The 18,666-nt window shown below is 63.9% G+C and carries 11 protein-coding genes; 7 read left to right on the top strand and 4 right to left on the bottom strand.

Annotation, left to right across the window (positions count from 1 at the left end; all coding sequences use genetic code 11):
- The first annotated feature begins 60 nt into the window (after nt 1-60).
- Complete coding sequence (locus AC6RV7_RS09155; RefSeq protein WP_500093668.1) at nt 61-1,332, top strand: MFS transporter; 1,272 nt, start codon at nt 61-63, stop codon at nt 1,330-1,332.
- 54 nt (nt 1,333-1,386) lie between these two features.
- On the opposite strand, the gene AC6RV7_RS09160 is transcribed toward AC6RV7_RS09155, so the two are convergent.
- The 4 genes from AC6RV7_RS09160 to AC6RV7_RS09175 form a co-directional block, all read right to left on the bottom strand.
- On the bottom strand, nt 1,387-2,649 hold the full coding sequence (locus AC6RV7_RS09160; RefSeq protein WP_500093669.1) for an AGE family epimerase/isomerase: 1,263 nt from the start codon (nt 2,647-2,649) through the stop codon (nt 1,387-1,389).
- A 71-nt stretch (nt 2,650-2,720) separates the two neighbouring features.
- Nucleotides 2,721-3,512, bottom strand: coding sequence for a glucosamine-6-phosphate deaminase (locus tag AC6RV7_RS09165; protein WP_500093670.1), 792 nt, complete (start codon nt 3,510-3,512; stop codon nt 2,721-2,723).
- Entirely contained in the window at nt 3,509-4,495 is a 987-nt protein-coding gene (locus AC6RV7_RS09170; RefSeq protein WP_500093671.1) for an N-acetylglucosamine-6-phosphate deacetylase, read from the bottom strand. Before AC6RV7_RS09170 ends, AC6RV7_RS09165 begins: the two co-directional genes overlap by 4 nt.
- Before the next feature lie 93 nt (nt 4,496-4,588).
- Nucleotides 4,589-5,623 (bottom strand): LacI family DNA-binding transcriptional regulator, encoded by a 1,035-nt coding sequence (locus AC6RV7_RS09175; RefSeq protein WP_500093672.1) that lies wholly within the window; start codon nt 5,621-5,623, stop codon nt 4,589-4,591.
- A 62-nt stretch (nt 5,624-5,685) separates the two neighbouring features.
- Here AC6RV7_RS09175 and AC6RV7_RS09180 point away from each other — a divergent pair, with 62 nt between their 5' ends.
- The 6 genes from AC6RV7_RS09180 to AC6RV7_RS09205 all read left to right on the top strand — a co-directional run bounded on the left by AC6RV7_RS09180 (nt 5,686) and on the right by AC6RV7_RS09205 (nt 18,666).
- A complete protein-coding gene (locus AC6RV7_RS09180; RefSeq protein WP_500093673.1) occupies nt 5,686-6,654 on the top strand; it encodes an alpha/beta fold hydrolase in 969 nt (322 codons plus the stop codon).
- 5 nt (nt 6,655-6,659) lie between these two features.
- The gene (locus AC6RV7_RS09185; RefSeq protein WP_500093674.1) at nt 6,660-7,214 is read left to right on the top strand and encodes a hypothetical protein; all 555 of its coding nucleotides are present in this window, start codon (nt 6,660-6,662) and stop codon (nt 7,212-7,214) included.
- A gap of 271 nt (nt 7,215-7,485) precedes the next feature.
- Nucleotides 7,486-10,599, top strand: a complete 3,114-nt coding sequence (locus tag AC6RV7_RS09190; protein WP_500093675.1) for a chitobiase/beta-hexosaminidase C-terminal domain-containing protein — start codon at nt 7,486-7,488, stop codon at nt 10,597-10,599.
- Nucleotides 10,600-10,783: 184 nt separating this feature from the next.
- Nucleotides 10,784-13,423, top strand: coding sequence for a TonB-dependent siderophore receptor (locus AC6RV7_RS09195; protein WP_500093676.1), 2,640 nt, complete (start codon nt 10,784-10,786; stop codon nt 13,421-13,423).
- Between the two features lie 20 nt (nt 13,424-13,443).
- Entirely contained in the window at nt 13,444-14,706 is a 1,263-nt protein-coding gene (locus AC6RV7_RS09200) for a DUF2264 domain-containing protein (RefSeq protein WP_500093677.1), read from the top strand.
- A 1,245-nt stretch (nt 14,707-15,951) separates the two neighbouring features.
- Nucleotides 15,952-18,666 (top strand): hypothetical protein, encoded by a 2,715-nt coding sequence (locus AC6RV7_RS09205; RefSeq protein WP_500093678.1) that lies wholly within the window; start codon nt 15,952-15,954, stop codon nt 18,664-18,666.

Here is an 18,666-nt window from a genome sequence, read left to right on the forward strand (position 1 = left end):
CGGCAGGATTTTGTCCGCGAATCGTTGCCGGCGAAATGGAGACGAAGCCATCTGCATGATATGAAGCCAACCCTCAAAGTGCCCGGACTGCGGTGGTATGTCGCCGTCATGCTCTGCTTCGCCTCGGAGTTGAACTATTTCGACCGTCAGACGCTGTCGGTGCTGGCCCACACCATTCAGGAGGAGCTCCACCTGAGCACGGTGGACTATGCGCAGATCACGACGGCGTTTCTCATCAGCTACACGGTGATGTATGCGGTGAGCGGGCGGTTGGTGGATTTCCTCGGAACGCGCTGGTCGCTGTTGACCTTCGTCACCAGCTGGTCGGTGGCGAACATCCTGCACGCCTTCGCGCGGACGGCGCTGCAGTTCTCGGTGGTGCGGTTCCTCCTCGGCGCCGCCGAGCCGGCAAGTTTTCCCGCGGGAGTGCGCGCGGTTTCGGAGTGGTTTCCGGTGAAGGAGCGCGCGCTCGCTGTCGGCATTTTCAACGGCGGCACGGCGGTTGGCGCCGCACTTGCCGCGCCGCTGGTGTCATGGATTGCCCTGACGTGGGGTTGGCGCTGGGCTTTCGTGGTCGGCGGCGGGTTTGGTTTTGTCTGGGTCGCGATCTGGGCCGTGGTTTACCGGCTGCCGAAGAACCATCCCTGGCTGACGAAAGAAGAGGGGGTGTTGATCGCCGCGGACCAGAAGGCGGAAGTGGGTGAAAAGCCGGTCCCGCTGCGGCAGTTGCTGCGTCTTCGCGAGGTCTGGGGCTGCCTCCTCGTGCGGATGCTGCTGGATCCCATTTCGTATTTTTTCATCTTTTGGACGCCGCAGTTTCTGCAGCAGGAGCGGGGCTTCGATCTGGCGGACATCGGCAAGTATAGCGGCATCCCGTTCGTCGCGCTGGCGATCGGAAACATCGTCGGCGGGTTGATTCCGCGTTACCTGGTCGGCAGGAACTGGTCGCTCAACCGGGCCCGCAAGACGGTGATCTTCGCCGTGTCGTGCCTGACGCCGATTTGCTGCCTGTTGATCACGCGGGTGGCCACGCCGGCTTGGGCGGTGGCACTGATCAGTGTGGTGATGTTCGGGCACGCGGCTTGGGGGTTCATGGCGCTGCCGGCGGAGATTTTCCCGAAGCGGATGATCGGCACCGTGACGGGACTCGCCGGCACCCTCGGCGGCGTGGCGGGCATCGTTACTCAGCAGATGATCGGGTGGACGGTGCAGAACGTGTCCTTCACCCCGGTCTTCAGCGTATGTGCGGTGATGCACCTCACGGCTTTCGTCGTCATGTGCTGGCTGATCGGCGAACTGGGCTGGATCCGGGAGCTGCCTCGCGCCGTCTGAGCGCCGCATCGGGTCGGGGGGCGGCGGGCGGCCGGCGGTTTCTGAAACGACCGCTTACGGCTGAAAGCCCTTTTCGAGCAGCGCGAGCTGCAGGATCAGGCTCCGCGGAAGGTGAAAGGGGTCTTTCACCGGCAACGCAATGACCTCATCCACCGGCGCGAGCGAACGATCGAGTTTTTGACGCCATTCGCCGTGCTGCCAGTCGACGTAGTGGTCCAGACACAACGTCCAGAGTTTTTCATACCAGTCGAGAAACTCAGGGCGGTGGGTCCGCTCCCAGCCGAGCAGCGTGCTGTAGAGGGCTTCGGTGTGAGGCCACCACAGCTTGCTGTCGGCAAACCCCCACGCGACATCGGTGCGGCCGTCCGCATCGATCGCGAGCCGGATGCCCCCCGGTGGTTCGCGGTCCCAGCCCAGCTCAAGATGGCGCAGCGTCAGATTGTGAAGAGCGGCCTCGCCGGCGGGATCGCGGACTCCGAGCAGATGCCGCACATGGACCTGGAACCACATGTCCTCGATCACGTGACCAGGCACGACGGCCGTGCCGGCGGGCGGAGGCAGTTCGCAACCCTCAGGGCTCACCTGTTCCAGGATCAGATTGCGATCCGGCCGGTGGAAGTCGCGGAATATTTCCGCAGAGAGTGCCGCCGCCGCGTCGAGAAAGCGTTGTTCGCCGGCGACGCGGCCGAGTTCCGCCAAGGTGAGCGACCACAGCATGGGGATGCCGTGGGGTTTGGTGCCCGGCGGGATGGGATACGGAAAGTGCGGGATGCGGTCATACGGCCCCGCGAGCTTCTGCAGGGCGGCGTCCGCCGTCCGGACGGCCAACTGCAACATGTGCGCGTCTCCACCTGCCTGGTACAGCTCAGCCAGCGCATAGACGGCGAAGGCGTCGACATACGTGCTTTCGCAGCCGCGCAGAATGCGACCGTCCCGCGCCAGCAGCAGGACCCAGCCCTGCGATTGTTCGTCCCAGCCGTGTCGCAGGCAGAACTCGGCGATGCCGGTGGCCCGCTGCAGCCATTTCGGCGCGCGTTCCAGTTGGCGATATACGCGGCTGAACACCCACACGGCCCGCCACTGGCTCCACAGCCATTTTTCCGTGCTGAGGACGGCGCCCCGATCGTCGAGGCACGTAAGCAGTCCGCCTTTCTCGTCGACGCCATGACGCTCCCAAAACGACAGGACATGCTCGAACAAATGCTGCCGCAGCCAGGCGGCCAGGGGCGCCTGATCTGATAGCCGCACGCGGCGCACGGCATCGAGACAGGCGGAGCGCTGGACGTTCTGGGGAGGAGAGCCGGGCGAGGAGAGCATTAATTGGAAAGCGGATACGGGCGCGCGGCCGCGGGGCGGCCGTCTGCGAGGGAGACGAACGGGAAACGGCTTTACGCCGACCGCGGACCGGCGGCTGACGCCGGATCGAGATACAAGGTGGCGTTCGGATGGAGGCGCAGTACGGAGGCCGGACACGCGGTGGAGATCGGGTCCATCAGGGCGGTGTGGACGGCCGCGGCTTTGCGCGGACCGGGAACCTGGACGGTCAGGCGGCGCGCCTGCCGGAATACTGGGACGGTGAGCGTGATGGCCCGCGTCGGCACCGCCGCGAAGGTGGCGAAGCAGCCGTCGTTGACCTGCTGCTGCCGGCAAGCCCGGTCGAGCTCGACAACCTTGACCAGCGCCGGATCGTCGAAATCGGCAACCGGCGGGTCGTTGAAGGCGATGTGACCGTTCTCCCCGATGCCGAGGCAGATCAGGTCGATCGGTCGCTCGGTCAGCTTGCGGGAGTAGTTCGCGCACATGGCGTCGACGTCGGACGCTTCGCCGGCGAGCGGGTGGAACTCGCCGACCGCGACGTGGCGAAGCAGATGCTCGCGCAGATAGTGACGAAAGCTTTGCGGGCTCTCGGCGGTGAGGCCGAGGTAGTCGTCCATGTGAAAGACCACGATGCGCCGCCAGTCGAGTGCCACGCCGCTCAATCGTGGATCGATCAGCGCGGCGAGAAAGTCGTCTTGTGACGGCGCGCAGCCGAAGACGATCCGGGCCTGGCCTTGGGTAGAGAGGACGTCGCGCAGGTAGGCCGCAGCGGCGCGGGCGCCGGCGCAGCCGGCCTCATGGCGGTCGCGATGAACTTCAACCGCGAGACGGTCGACGCTGAAATAGCGGGGCAGATTGCTCATGACAGAGGTGAGGCGGCGAGCGTCACGCCGAAGACATGGGCCGGGATATCGGACCACAGGCGGCGGGCGACCGAGCGGGGCAGGTCCAACCACGCCGCAACGTGAGCGATCCCGGTGTCGGGTGTGAGCGTGGATCCGGCGAACCCGGTGTTGCCTGGCTGACGTGCGATCCCATCGGCGCCGATCTGAACCTCCATCCGGCCGAGGCGATACGTCCCGGGAGGCGCGCCGGCGCCAGCCATCGCGTCCGTGGTGAAAAGCACCCGGTCGGCGGGCTTGGCGCGAACAAAGTTGCGCAAGACGTGAGCGGGCAGGTGAACGCCGTCCGGGATGAAGCAGGCGTATAGTTCGTCACGGGCGAGCAGCCGCTGGATGATGTTGTCGTGCCGCGGCAGAATCGACGGCACGCCGTTGCCGAGGTGGGTCGCGAAGCGCGCGCCGGCGGCGATCGCCCGATCGATCTCCTGCTCGCTGGCATCGGTATGGCCGAGCGCGACATGTACTCTGTCGGCAGTGAGCGCGCTGATGAACTCCGGGCAGCCCGGCCATTCCGGGGCGAGTGTGACGAGCCGGATCCGGCCCCGTGCGGCGTTTTGGAGTCGCTGAAAATCGGTATAGACGGGGGCGCGCATCGCTTCCGCCGGATGGGCACCACAGTAGCCGGGCTCGGGCCGAAGCCACGGTCCTTCCAAATGATAACCCACAATACAGGCCCGGGCCGCGGGATCGCGGGCGCAAAGTTGTTCGAGGCGTTCCAACTTCCGGCAGAGCGCATCGATCCCGTCGGTGATCAGCGTCGCGAAGATTGCGGCCACGCCGTGCGCCCCCAAGCAACGCAACGCCTGCTGGAGTTGAGCGGCCGTCAGGTCTTCGGATTGGAAGTCGACGCCGCCGAAACCGTTGACCTGAAAATCGAACAGGCCGGCGGCCGCCGCATCGTCAGCGGAAACGAAATCGGGCGGCGGGGGCGGAAGGGACGACATGGGCGGGATGGCGCAGGAAGCTTGCGCCACCACCCCGAGGAAGAACGAACGGTTTCTTGTTGGACGTTGAACGCTGCGGCGCACCGCCCGTCATCAGGCCTTGGGAGCGCGGCGCAGCGACCGGCCTTCAATCCAGCGGCGCTCAACCATCTCGATGCGCGGGTGGGCGGGAATGCCGAAGTCGTGGTTCATGATACGGGTGACCACGAGCTCCACGCTCCACGCCCCGATCACGTGCTGGTTCTCCTGCAGACCGGAGAATTTGGTGCCATCGAGCGACTGGCTGATGGCGAGTACCCCGAGGTCGCCAGGCACGCGGATGCGGTGCTGCTCGAGCAGGCGTTCGAAACGCGTGAGCATCTCGTGGTGATGGACAAGAATCACGGCGTCCGGCTCGTGCTGCCGCTGCCACTCGAGAAAGGGTCTCTCCTCCAGGCTGTCCACCTGCAGGATCGGGATGTTGGCGGTCGTGCCTAGCATGAGCTGCCACCATCCGAGATAGACGCAGAGGTAGCCGTGCGCGCTGCGCATTTCTTCATACCGCCCGATCAGCAGACCGGGCCGCCGATAGCCGAGCGTGTGGAGCCGATTCAAGGCGCGCCACATGTCGTTGTAGACATGGCTCACGACGCGATGCAGGGGGGTCTTGATGCTCAGCCCCTGCGTGACGATCGCGTAATGATCCAGCTCGTCGGGGAACTCCTCGTCGAGGTTTGGACTGCCAAAGCAGACCAGGCCTTCAACGCCGCGGGCATCGAGCATCGAGCGGAATCGGCGATAGGTCATGCCCGGCGCCCGCAGCCACAGCGGCTCCAGGCGGTAGCCAAGCGCATCGGCGCGCGCCGTCATGCCGTCGTAAATACGCGAGAGATGCGCCGACTTTTCCCACGGTCGGGCTTCGTCGTAGAATGAGATCACGCCGAGGCAGGCCTCGCGCTTGGAGCCGCGGCTGATTCGCACATGGCTCATCAACTCGGTGACTTTGGCGTTGCGGCGATAACCGATGCGCTTGGCTGCCTTCAACACGGCGTCCCGGGTTTCCTTCAAAAGCTTGGGGCTGCCGTTCAACGCCAGCGACACCGTGCTCGGCGAGAGTCCCGTGAGTTTGGCGATCTGGCGGACGCTCATGGTCATTCAACGTCCATCGAATTTGATTTTGCAGGCAATGCCTTTTTGCGGGAGATGGGGCCATGAACCGGTTTTTTCCTCTCGCCCTTCGACGCCGGGCCGGCGCGTTCTTCGCGTGGAGCGCCATGGCCGCGTCACTCCTCGGCAGCGCGAGCGGTGCAACCGCACAAGAGGGGATGGGCTCCGGCGGCATCGAGGTGAGGAAGGACGTCGACTACCTAGAAGTGGGGCGCGCGGAAAAGCTGGATCTGTATCTGCCGCCTGCCTCAGACCCGCTGTCGCGTCGCGCGGCGGTGGTTTGGATTCACGGTGGCGGCTGGACCGGCGGGACCAAGGACGCGAGGCGGGAGGTCCAGGTGTGCTCGACGCTGGCGGAGGCGGGCTACGTTTGCGTCAGCGTTGCGTACAAGTTGGGCCGCGGGGCATGGCCCCAGAACCTTTTCGACTGCAAGAACGCCGTGCGCTATCTGCGCGTCCACGCCGACGAACTTGGCATCGACCCGGATCGGATCGCAGTGGGCGGCGGCTCGGCCGGCGGGCACCTCGCGTTGATGGTCGCTTTCACCGCGGGGCAACCCGCACTCGAGCCGATGACTCCCTATCCAGGCATTTCCAGCCGGGTGCGGTGCGTCTTCGACCTCTATGGCATCTCCAATCTGCTCACCCGGCAGGAAACTAAACCTGACGGCACCCCGGCGGGCGGAAGGAAGGAGGGTGGGGCGCCCAATGTTTTTGCCGAAGGCCACACGGAGCGGGACGAGATCTTTCGCCGGGCGTCTCCCGTCACTTACGTCACGCCGGATTCGCCCCCCGTGCTGATTCTGCACGGCCGCGCGGATACGACCGTGGATTACGAACAGTCTACCGAGCTTGCCCGCGTGCTGAAGAAGCGGGGCGTGCTGCACGAACTCGTGCTGCTCGACGGCGTGGGGCACACCTTCGATTTGCAGACCTGGAACAGGAAGCCGCTGCCGCGGGATTTGCGACCAGTCGTGCTCGGCTTCCTGCGGCAACACCTGCAAGGCAACTGATCCTCATGGTGCACATCACGTGGCGCCTGGTGCTCCTTTCGCTGGTGCTTCCGGCGGTTGCGTGGGCGGAGGAGATGACGGGGGACACCGAAGTGGGTCGGGTGGACGCGGCGATCGTGACTGCGCGGGAGTACGTAGAGGCTCTGCGCCGTGTACGCTTCCGTGCGCAGCCCGTGGCGGAGATGCGCCAGGCGGCGTGGGAGGAGTGTCTGCGTTTCAAATTCGTGCAGATCTTCGCGCGGGAGTTGGGGCGCCTCGAGGAGGCCAGTGACGAGGCGCTGCGCGCCGTGTATGTCCAGGAGAACGACCTCCGGGCGGCCCGACTCGCACGAGGCGATGTGATTTACGGGCCGAAGCGCCTCAGCTGGGAGCAATTTCGTGCGACTTGGGAGGATGGCATCGAGCGGGACTATGGGCGGCAGCTGCTCGACTCAGGCGCGGCCGAGGGCGATAACTACGCCGCTTTCGCCATGGCCCTGCGCCGGGCCCGCGATCAGGCGAAGGTGAGTGTCCGGACCGAGTGTCTGCTCCACCTCGAGGCCACAACCGAGCTTCGCTGAAGCTCCCCCCGCGGCGTTGATCGCCTGACCGGGCGCGCGAAGAGGCGACGACCGACGCGCCGGGGCGACCTCGCATCTCAGCGTATCCGCTTTTCGGATCGCAGCGGAGAACTTCCGACTGTGGCCAGATTACGAGAGCGTTCAACGTCCAACGAAATACCGTTTGCGAGCGATCCGGCGGGACACGAGGGTCGGCACGCACTCAGGCGCGCCGACTCTACCCCTCGGGTCGCTGAGATCAGGCAGTTCCTCCCCATTCCGCCAATCCCCCATGAGCACATTCCCCTTTTCCGCCAGATCCCTTCTCGGTTGCGCCTTGTTGTCGTTTGCCTCGCTGACCGGCTTCGGCGCCACCTACTACGTCGATGCCGATGACGGCAATGATGCCAATGCGGGGACGAGCGCGGCGACCGCCTGGCGGACGCTGGCAAAGGTGAACGCCATCACGGCTTTCACGCCGGGCGACACGATCCTTTTCGAGCGGGGCGGGCAGTGGACCGGGCAGCTCGCACCCCGTGGGTCCGGCGCGTCCGGCGCTCCGATCGTCATCGACGCCTACGGCAGTGTTTCACTGCCGCTGCCGCAGATCAACGGGCAGGGCACGGTTGGCGCGAGCGGGATCGATGCGGCGGTCTATTTCAAGAATCAGCCGTTCTGGGAGATCAAGAATCTCGAAATCACCAATACGGGTGCGACGCCCTCCTCGCGTTACGGACTTTATATTGCGGCGGAGGACTACGGCAAAGTGGAGCACATCCACTTGCTCGGTCTGATCATCCACGACGTGAACGGCGATGATGTGACTTGGAACGGCACGCCAGGCGGTGCTTATATCCATATCACCGGAGACACGGTCCCGACCTGGTATGACGACATCCTGATCGAGGGCTGCTATGTGTACAACTGCTCCCAGCGCGGCATCACCGGTCCCTATTCTTTCTGGGCCACTCGCACGCTGACCGGCAACACCAACTGGACGCCGAGTACGAACGTGGTCATCCGCAACAACGTGTTCTCGCATTGCCGGCGGCAGGGGCTGATCTGGCGCGTGGCCAAGGATGTGCTGATCGAGCACAACATCTTCGCGAACTGCAGTGACGGCTCCCACGGTAACGCGATGTTCGTGTTCAATACCGACGACGCCGTCATCCAGTTCAACGAGGCCTACGGCACGCGCTTCGAGCCCGGAAATCCCGAGCCCGGCCAGGATGCCTCCGGCATCGACGTCGATTTCCGCACCAAGCGCACCATTGTTCAGTATAACTACTGCCACGACAACGGGGAGGGCGGCATCATCGCGACGGGAGGCCCAACGAGCACGCCCGGTGCGGAGTCGTTTTGCGACGGCACGATCATTCGGTACAACATCCTCCAGAACAATCATCGCGCAGCGTTCCGCTTCTCGGGCCGGCTGACGAACACTCACGTCTACAACAATACGATCTATATCAGCTCCACGCTGCCCGAACCGGTGGATCGGATTATCGAGATGAACGACTGGTCCGGTCAGTGGCCCGATACCACGAAGTTCTATAATAACATTTTTTCCAACTATTCCTACAATGCCGCCTACGTGTTGAGCGCGAGCGCGACGAACACGGTCTTCGATTACAATATTTTCTACGACGCCAACGATCCCGCGACCAACGAGCCGGCCGGCTCCCATCAAAGCACGGCCGACCCGCTCTTCGTGGCCGGCGGCACGGGCGGGTTTGGCTGGGACACCGTGGATGGCTACAAGCTCAAGACAGGTTCGCCAGCGCTCGCCAGCGGCAAGGTCATCAGCACGAACGGCGGCTGGGACTACTATGGGAGTGCAGTCTCGTCGACCGCGAGCCCGAACCTCGGTGCCTACGGCGGGTCGGCCGTGAGCGCCGTGGCCGCGCCGACGTTCAGCCCGATCGGAGGTGCATTCTCCAGCGGCCAGTCGGTCACGATCAGCACGGCGACCAGCGGCGCGTCTATCTACTACACCACGGATGGAAGCACGCCCAGCCCGCTTCAAGGCACGCTTTATGCCGGACCGGTCTCCATCGGCTCCACGGCCACGCTTCAGGCGGTTGCGGTCAAATCAGGATTGGCGAACAGCGTCGTCACCTCCGCGCCGTTTGTCATTCCGGCCGGCCAGACCGTGATGTTCGAGGCGGAGGACTTGACGGTCGCTACGAGCGGCGCCACGGCCGCAAATCTATACGACGATCTCGCGAGCGGAGGTGCGTGCAAGGTCATGACCGCCACCTACATTACAGGTGACGATATTCACGACGCTACCAATCAGTGGATCGAATTCACGACCAGCAGCATCGCGGCGGGGACTTACGAACTCGCGATGCGCTACAAAGGCGCGAACACTCGCGTGCAGGTTGAGGTGATGCTCGACGGTTTTCAGATTGGCGAAACGGTGGACGAGTACTCGGCGGCATCGTCCTATTCCACGGTGAGCCTCGGTCGCGTGACGTTCCCCGCCGCCGGCGCACATAGCATCCGTCTCGTCATCAACGGCCAGAACCCGGCGTCGAGCGGCTTCACGCTCACCGCCGACTCCTTCACCTTCACGGCGCCGGGCGAGGCCAGGTTCGAGACGGAGGACTTGGCGCGCACGGTTGGCGGAGCCACCGCGAGTACGGGACCGGACGCGAACGCCAGCGGGTTTCGTTGGGTCTCGTTCTCGGCCGACAGCGTGAACGACTATGTCGAATTTACGACCTATCACCTCCCGGCCGGTACCTATGATCTGAGGCTTCGCTACAAGGCCTTCACCAATCGCGGCATCGCCGCGGTGAGCGTGGACGGCACAAACGTCGGGTCGGTGGACCAATACGCCGCCTCCACCAGCTGGCTCACGTCTAAGGTTGCAACCGTCACGCTCGCGAGCAGCGGCACGCACACGGTGCGTCTCACCGTTAGCGGAAAGAACGCCTCGTCGAGCGGTTACCTTCTGGCACCCGATCTGATTACTTTTGCCCCGCCGACCATCACGCTCGAAGCCGAGAGCATGTTTCGCACTTCCGCCGGTGCGACCAGTTCGCTCCTGACGGGCGATGCCAACGCCAGCAATACGCAATTGATCGTGCTGAATGCCGATGGGGTTGGCGATTATATCGAATTTACTACTCCGAGTCTTCCGGCCGGTTCCTACGACCTTTACCTCGGGTATAAGGGCTATGCTAATCGCGGCACTCTACAGGTGACTGTGGATGGCATCGAGATCGGTGGATTGGTGGATGAGTACTCTACTACCAGCTCCTACCCGACGGCAAAAATCGGCCCGGTTGGATTCACCACGGCCGGAACTCATACCATCCGTCTGACGGTTAACGGCCAGGGCTCCTCGTCGTCCGGCTATCTTCTGACGGCGGACGTTTTCAAACTGACGCCGCCATGATCTCCGGCTGCTCCTGCCTTCTTTTCTTCCAGACCACCCCCGTAAAATGACGCTTACATCCTGCAATCCAGCCCGCCTTCTTGCGGGCGCGTTCCTGGCCACTCTCGCGGTCCACGCCCAACCTGCATCACCCGACGCGACCAATGCGTCTGCTGACGACCCGTACGTTCTGTCCCCCTTCGTCGTGAACGACACGCAGGATGACGGTTGGGTCGCCTCGTCCACGCTGGTTGGCAACCGCACCAACACCCAGCTCGCGAAGGTTCCGATGACGGTGGACGCGATTACCAGTGATTTCATGCGGGAGTTGGGGGCGTTTACACTCGAGGACGCGTCGCGCTGGATTGCCAACGTCGATGTCGTCAGCGCCAACGAGACTGCGGCCGAAGAGGGCAGGGTGAATTTCCGCGGCATGCAGCTGGGCGGCCGCGAATCCAGTCAAGCCTCGCGCAACTTCTTTCCCTGGTTCACGCCGACCGATGCCTACAACATCGACCGCATCGACTACAGCAAGGGATCGAACTCCCTCATGTTCGGCGATTCCATTCCGGGCGGCATGGCCACGAGCTACACCAAGCGGGCGCGCTTCCGGAACTTCGGCGAGGTCACCGCACTTTACGGCAGTCACGACAGCTACCGCGTGCAGCTCGATCTCAACCGCAAGATCACCGACAAACTCGCATTGCGCCTCAACCTCGTCGACCGCGATGACAAAAGCTACATGCGCTATGCGCACTCGAGCCTGCGCGCGTTGCAGGGTGCGCTGACGTTCCGGCCTTTTCCGCACACTGAGATCCGGCTCGACGGCGAGACGGGCCGCTACGAGCGCCGACGCGCATCCAGCCTCGTCCGGATCCGGCCTAACTCGGCGCCGGGCCGCGGGTTCAACACCAACAATCGCTGGTATGTCACTTCGGACGGCGACATCGTACAGAGCACTGCCGCCACGCTGCCCGCCATCGATCGTGCGGCCGCCGGCGGCACCGCGGTGTCGCTGATGGAGGGTCAGTCCGCGACCGTAAACCTGATGTCCAGCGCGACCGTATCCACCGGCCAGACCCTCACGTTCGCGGGCTATCCGAAGGACACCAATTTGCGCGGCTCGATCGATTTCCTCGACCGCCCTTACCACAACTTCACCGCCTACTTCGAGCAGCAGGTCGGCAAGCTGAATGTGGAGCTGTCCTTCAACTACCAGAAACAGCAGCAGGACCGCACAGATCCGTCGTTCGATAGCACCATTTCGGTCGATCGCAACGGTCGTCCCTATCTCGATACGGCGATCAACCGCCGCACCTTCGGCGACCGGGTCCACATTTTTCGCGCGACGGCGTCATATCCGTTCGAGTTCGGCAATTGGAGCAAGCAGTTCCTCGTCGTCAGCGCGTCCAACCAGCGGCACGAGCTGTTCAACTTCCGGCAAAACCTCGCCAACTTCGCGGCGACCGACAAGGGCCCCGTGCCTATTGCCAACCACCAGATCCTGTTCCGGGCCTATCTCGACGATCCCCGCTATCCCTCGTCGGAGTTCTGGGAGCAGTTCCGGCCGGAGAATCTCCCGCGCACCGCGAACTTCCGCCCCGACTGGTACAACACCACCACCGCCGATCTGCCGTTCATCGACATCCGCTCGACCCGCTCCGCCACGGCGTCGCTTGCCGGCAGCTACTGGCGGGATCGCGTGCACACGGTGCTCGGTGTTCGCTACGATGCGTTCAACCGCAAGCGCATCACGGACCTGCCGACCGACGCCCTGGGCCAATACATCTTTCTCGGAGGTCCCGACGAGGTGCCCGAAGCCTACGAATACGACCCGCAGTTCGATCTTCACAACACGAGCTATACGGGCGGGCTGACCGTGGAAGTCCTGCCCGGGATCAATTTGTATGGCACTTACACGGAGTCCTTCCGCTGGGCCCCCGACGTGGACTTCACCGGCGCGGCCCTTGGTCCTGTGCTAGGCGAGACCAAGGAAATCGGCCTCAAGACCTCGCTCTTCCGGCAGAATCTTTTCCTGACGCTCGGAATCTATCGCACCGATCGGGCCAACGCCCGCTTTGTCTGGAGCCCGAACGATCTTTCCGCGGCCGAGATGGAGGATCTGTTTAATCCCAACGATCTCCAGCCCTCGAGCCCAAATTACTTCCGACCCGCCGAAGGAGCGAACAGCGAGTACCGTACCGTCACCGCGACCGAGCGGGCCGAAGGGGTGGAGACGACCTGGCAGCTGAAACGCATGGGCGGCTTCCAGGCGCGTCTGACGTATTCGTACAACGACATCGGAGTCATCCGTGACTTCAGTAAATTCGAAGCTCTATACAATGCCGCCGTTGCGCGTAACGACGCAGCGCTAGCGCCCGGCGGCAATGCTGCCATGGCCGAGAACGCGACGAGCCTCAACGACGCCAAAAACATCCTGCAGGCGAACAGCGGCGTGGAGCTCGTGACCGGCAGCCGCAGCGTCAAGAACATGGTCAACTGGATCGTCGATTACCAGTTGCCCCGCTCCGGCCTGCTCAACGGCGCCCGGCTGGCGATCTACGGCAACTGGCGCGACAATTATAATCTCACGCTGCTCAATGGCGTGCTCTACCGCGGCGGCGGCACGCACCCGATCGGTGCCTATGCGATCTACCAACGCAACATCGCCGGTCGTCCGACCACCTTCCGGCTCGGGCTCCGTAACATTGTCGATCTGGAGAACAACGACGACAAGCGCATCACCTCGATCGTCGCGGCGGATGCCGCCGGCGTTCCGACCAACTATCAATACCGGTATATCGATCCGTTTGTGGTGGATTTCAGCATCTCGGTCCGCTTCTGACCGGCCCTCGTTTGAACGGTATGGAAACCCGTCGTGCGTTCCTCGGCAAAAGCCTGCTCGCCGCGTGGCTGGGCAGCAGCGTTCTGCCCGTCCGCGCGGAGGAGTACGCGCGGCGTGAGAGCACGATCATTTCCGATCCCGCTTCCATCCGTGCGACTTGGTGTGATCAACTGCAACGGCTGGGCGCTCCGGTGCTCGAAGCCCTGGCGACAGGCCGGCTGAAAGCCACGATGCCGATGGAGGGGGCGCCGCCGCGTGCCGCCTTCACCCATCTCGAGGCGTTCGCCCGCCTGCTCGCCGGCGTTGCCCCGTGGCTGGAGCTTGGCGGTGACGAGACTCCCGAGGGCCGCGTCCGGGAGCATTTTGCCCAGCTGGCGCGCGAAGCGATCCGTTCTGCCACCGATCCTCGCTCCCCCGACCGGCTCAACTTCTCCGACGGTTTGCAGCCGCTCGTGGATACTGCATTTCTCGCCCAGGCGCTGCTGCGAGCGCCGCACGAACTTTGGGGCAAGCTCGATTCCGGCACGCAGGACAACCTGCTCGACTCTTTGGGCGCGAGCCGAGCGATCGCGCCGGGGCAGAACAACTGGCTGCTTTTTGCGGCGATGGTAGAGGCGACGCTGCATCGTTTCGGCCGCGATCGGGACGATGGGCGCCTGTTCGGTGCACTGGAAAACTTCCAATCCTGGTATGCGGGGGATGGATGGTATGGCGACGGCGCCGAGTTCCACACCGACTATTACAATGCGTTCGTCATCCATCCCATGCTGGTCGAAATCCTCGACGTCGTCGGCGACGAGGCCGACCGATGGAACCGCTGGCGCGAGACAGAGCGCGCGCGCTTTTCCCGGTTTGCCGCGATCCAGGAACGCCTGATTGCGCCCGACGGTACCTTTCCCGCGCTGGGCCGCTCGATCACCTATCGCTGCGGTGCCTTCCATGCGCTTGCGCTGGCGGCACTGCGCCGCGAACTGCCGCGGGCTCAGCTCCGGCCGGCGCAGGTCCGCACGGCTTTGACGGCCGTCATTCAGCGCACCCTCGGAGCGCCAGGAACCTTCGACTCGCGCGGCTGGCTTCGCATCGGGCTAAGCGGCCATCAGCCTTCGCTCGGTGAAAGCTACATTTCCACCGGCAGCCTCTATCTGTGCGCGGTCGTTTTCGTCCCGCTCGGTTTGCCCGCGGACGATCCGTTCTGGCGCGATCCGTCCGCTCCGAACACCTGGCAGGCCGTCTGGTCCGGCGCCGCCGTGGCGCCCGATCGTGCGCTCAAGTCCCTTATCTAATTTTTCCCATGATCAAACCACGTATCGCATTTTTGGTTAGTAGTTTCGTTTTGTCTGTTTCTGCGCTATTTGGCTCCTCTGCTCCGGCACCGGTCTTTATTGACGATGCGGTGGCCGGAAAAACGGCGCTCCGCGAGCTCTGCGACCATATTGTCGCGGAGAAAAAGGACTTTCCCATTATCTTTATTGGCGGTTACTATATGCGGACGCTGGTGGCGGCCTCGCAGATCCTGGACGAACCGCGCTACCTGGAGGCCGCGATCGCTTACGCCGACTTCCTCTTGGAGAAGCAGTCGCCGCGCGGCTACTGGGGCACCGGTTACGGCGATATCTTTCTCGCGGACACCGGCAGCGCGCTCGGCCTGTTCATCGTTCTCAGCAAGCACGTCTCCGCCGAGCGCCGAGAAAAATATCAGGCCGCTGTGGCCCGGTTCGTGAAGGCAATCGAGCAAGACGGTCTTGTGAATCCATCCGGTGCCTTCGGCGTCGGCTACCGCGCCACGCCGCAGGGTGAAGTCACCGGCATCATGTCGGAGGAGTACACGATTTCCTCAGTCCTTTCGGGCGGCGAAATCTTCACTTGGTACGGCCGGCAGACGGTGGACCCTCACTACCAAGAGGTCGCCTATCGCGCGCTGCGCTGGGTGATTTCGACGATGCGCGACGATGGCGTGATTCCCTACATTCTTCCCGCCATCGGCGCCGATCGCACGAAGATGGGAACGCCGAAAGCGGACGCAAAACTCTGGGATGACATGGCGTATCAGGTCGCCACCTACCTGGGTGAAGGCATCATCTCATTCGACCGGCACGCCACCTGGCCGGCGTGGAAAAACGAGATCCGCCTCGCCATCCGCCCGCACATCGAATTTCTGCTCCGCAGCCAGAACGCCGATGGGACTTGGGCCAAGCACGACAGCTATGACCAGAAGCGCAGCCCCGGCGTCGCAAATTTTCTGATCTGGTATTATCTCCACGTCGAGCGCGACGAGCGCATCCCGCCCGCGGTACGGCGCTTCGGCCGAGTGCTCGTCGATCCCGCCGCCGGCCGGGAATTTGGCCTCCTGCATCGGGGCGCGGTCACGAACTGGACCACGCGGGCCAACACCGTCGGGAAATTCGTTCCTAACGACATCGTCACCGCTCTGAGCGGCCGCGCGCTGGTTGAACTGCTCGCCCCCGGTATCGATTCCGAGTGGTAAGGCCCACGTCCTTTCTTTTCGCTCAACTTTCTCCTGATCGCCTGTGCTCATATTCTCTGTGCTTCGTCGTGTCGTGATTCTGGCCGTTATAGCGTTCGCCGCACTTCGGGCCGACGTGCTTGTGGTCGGCCCGACCCTGACGCGGTCGACCGCGCTGCAATCGCGTGTCGCGGCGGCGAATCTGGTCGTGCGGGCGGCGGGCTCCGATGCGCTCGATGCACTCGACCGCTCGGCGATCGACGTGGTGGTGCTCGCGTCGGACGAAACGCTGCCACCCGCATGCCGTCTCGGCCTCAGTCGTTACCTGGCTGAGGGCGGCCAGGTGGTGGTGGTCGGTCCCGCGCAATTCGATTACTCGCCGCATCCCGTGAACCTCGCTCCGCTGCCCCCGGCCGCGGCCGGGAGCTACCGCGTGATCGAGTCCGAACGCAAACCGGGCGGTCGCAAGGTCGAGCTTCCCGAGACGGCCCGGATCGAAACCCTCGCAACACCCGACGGGCGGCCCGCGCTCGGTTTTCGCACCTACTTGCGCGGCATGGACGATTTTCTCGTGGAGTTCGACGCCTCTACCGTGCGCTCGGCGCGCCGCTCCGTGCTGCAGTTCTGGGCGCGCGGCGATGCGTTCATGGATTTGCTCGCCATCGAGATTCGCGATGACGAGGGACGTCGTTGGTTCAGTTTTGTGCCGCTCGGCGACACGTGGCACCAGCATGCCGTTTCGCTGGCGGACTTCATCCCGGAGGGCTGGACGGATCCCTCTCGGCCTTATCCGCTGTTGCAGTCGCAATCCGTCGCCACCGTGGCGGTCGGCACCAACATGGCCACGGTGTGGCCGGAGCGCCCGATGTCGTTTGCCGTGGGCGGACTCGAGCTTGGCGAGGATGCTTCCGGTTTCTACGCGCCGACGTCGGCGCTCGCGGCATTGCGGCTGCCTTTCCGCGAGAGCGGGCTGGCAGTTCCCGATTGGCTTTTCGATCCGTTTGCCCGTGCGACTCGGACAACGTCGAAAACACTGCGGGTTGCAGGTTCACCACTCACCGTGTCGGAGGCTTGGCTTTGCCCGGTGCCCGACGTTGAACACCCCGGGCCGCGCATGGGCACGGATCACCGCGCCGAATACATATTGAAATTCCAGCGCGAGAGCCGCCGCATTCCCCTGTGGCAGTCGCTCGACACTGCGGAGAATCCTCCCGGCGCAGTCGCAGAGCTGCGTCTGCTCAGCGCGGGCCCGAATCAAGGCGCTGGTCTCGCGCTCTTTGGCGTTACGCCGGGCAGCCTGCTTGCAAACAAGGCATTGCTGGACTCGTTCGCCGAAACCATCGTGGCGCTTGCCCGTCAGCCGAAAATCGCCGGCGCCACCATCGATCTCCTGCGGCCGGAGGGGGGAGTGGCCACCGGACCGGCTTTGCAGGTGGTCGTGAGGAATCCGCTGGCGCAGCCCGTTTCCGGCCGCCTGATGGTCAATGTCGCGGGCGGAACGGTGCGTGGCGAGGCCGCCCTCACGGTGCCCGCCCGCGGCACGGTCACGGCGTTCGTGCCGCTCTCGGAGGTGCCGGAGGATTTTCCGTTCACGCGATTCGAGTGGCGGGTGACGTTCGCGTCCGAGGCCGGACGCGACGAACTGAGCGATGTCGTGGACGTCGAGCGCGGCCTCATTTACGCGCTGCGCCACCTGGTCGGAACGCAGCGCCGTTTTCCCGACGGGCGAATCAGCCATCATTACTTCGGCGACGCCTATGGCGTGCGCGCGATGTTCGCGTATGTCGACCTGCTGAAACGAGAGCCGGAGCGCCTGGACGCGAATCGCGATCTCTGGCGGACGGTCACGCCGGCCGAAATCGAGGCGTGCGGAACGCGCTTCTTCGACATGCTCGTCGAACGACAGAACGAGGACGGCTCCATCCCGATGGGCTACAGCGAGCATCTCAATGTCTACAATGTCGCCGATGGCGGTCAGATCACGATATCGGCCGGCCAAATCTTGCCGCTCCTCGCAGATCCGGCGCGTCGCGAACGCTATCTCCAATTCGTTCGTCGCTTTGCCGATTGGGCGGAGACGTTCTACATCGACGAGCAAAAGTCCGCCGAACTCGCGCGAAAGTATCCGCGTCAGGCGGAAAAAGGTGAAACGCGAGTCGGCCATTACGGGCTGGGGTGGGGACATCTCGAGCGCAACGAGACCGGTCCTTTCTGGGTCATGCCCGATGTTCTCGGCGTGCAGATGCTGCTAACTTATGTGGATTCGAATCCCGACTATCTGCGGATTGCGCATCGCAACCTGCGCAACTATCTCGACGCGGGGTATCGGACCGATGGTTACTTCTGGGCCGAAGCGCTCGTCTGGTCATGGCTGACGACCGAAAACGAAGTGGAACGTAAACGCATCGCCGACGCGGTGCAGCAGGGATTTCTCGGCAAGCTGCTCAAGGACGGGGCGCACGACATGTATGACCGGGGTGCACGCGCCAATCTCAACGCGCTGCCGTTGATCTATTGCCGGCGTTTTTTCGGCGACGACGCCGCTCAGCGCGCGGCGCTGCTGAAATACGTTTGGGCCTTCGCTTCGGAGGACGCGCCGAACGCAATGCGCCGTGTGTCCGAGACGTTTCCCAAGCCGGCCCACGGCGAATCGATCACGGCGGCCAAACAAGCGGCGTGCGGCGCGCTCTGGGCGATTGAACTGATCGAGCCCGGCTCGTCGCTGCTGCGGGTTGACGGGTTTCCCCGCGCTGCCGTGTCGCCGCGAACCGTACCATAG

Source organism: Opitutus sp. sgz309028 (assembly GCF_059821195.1).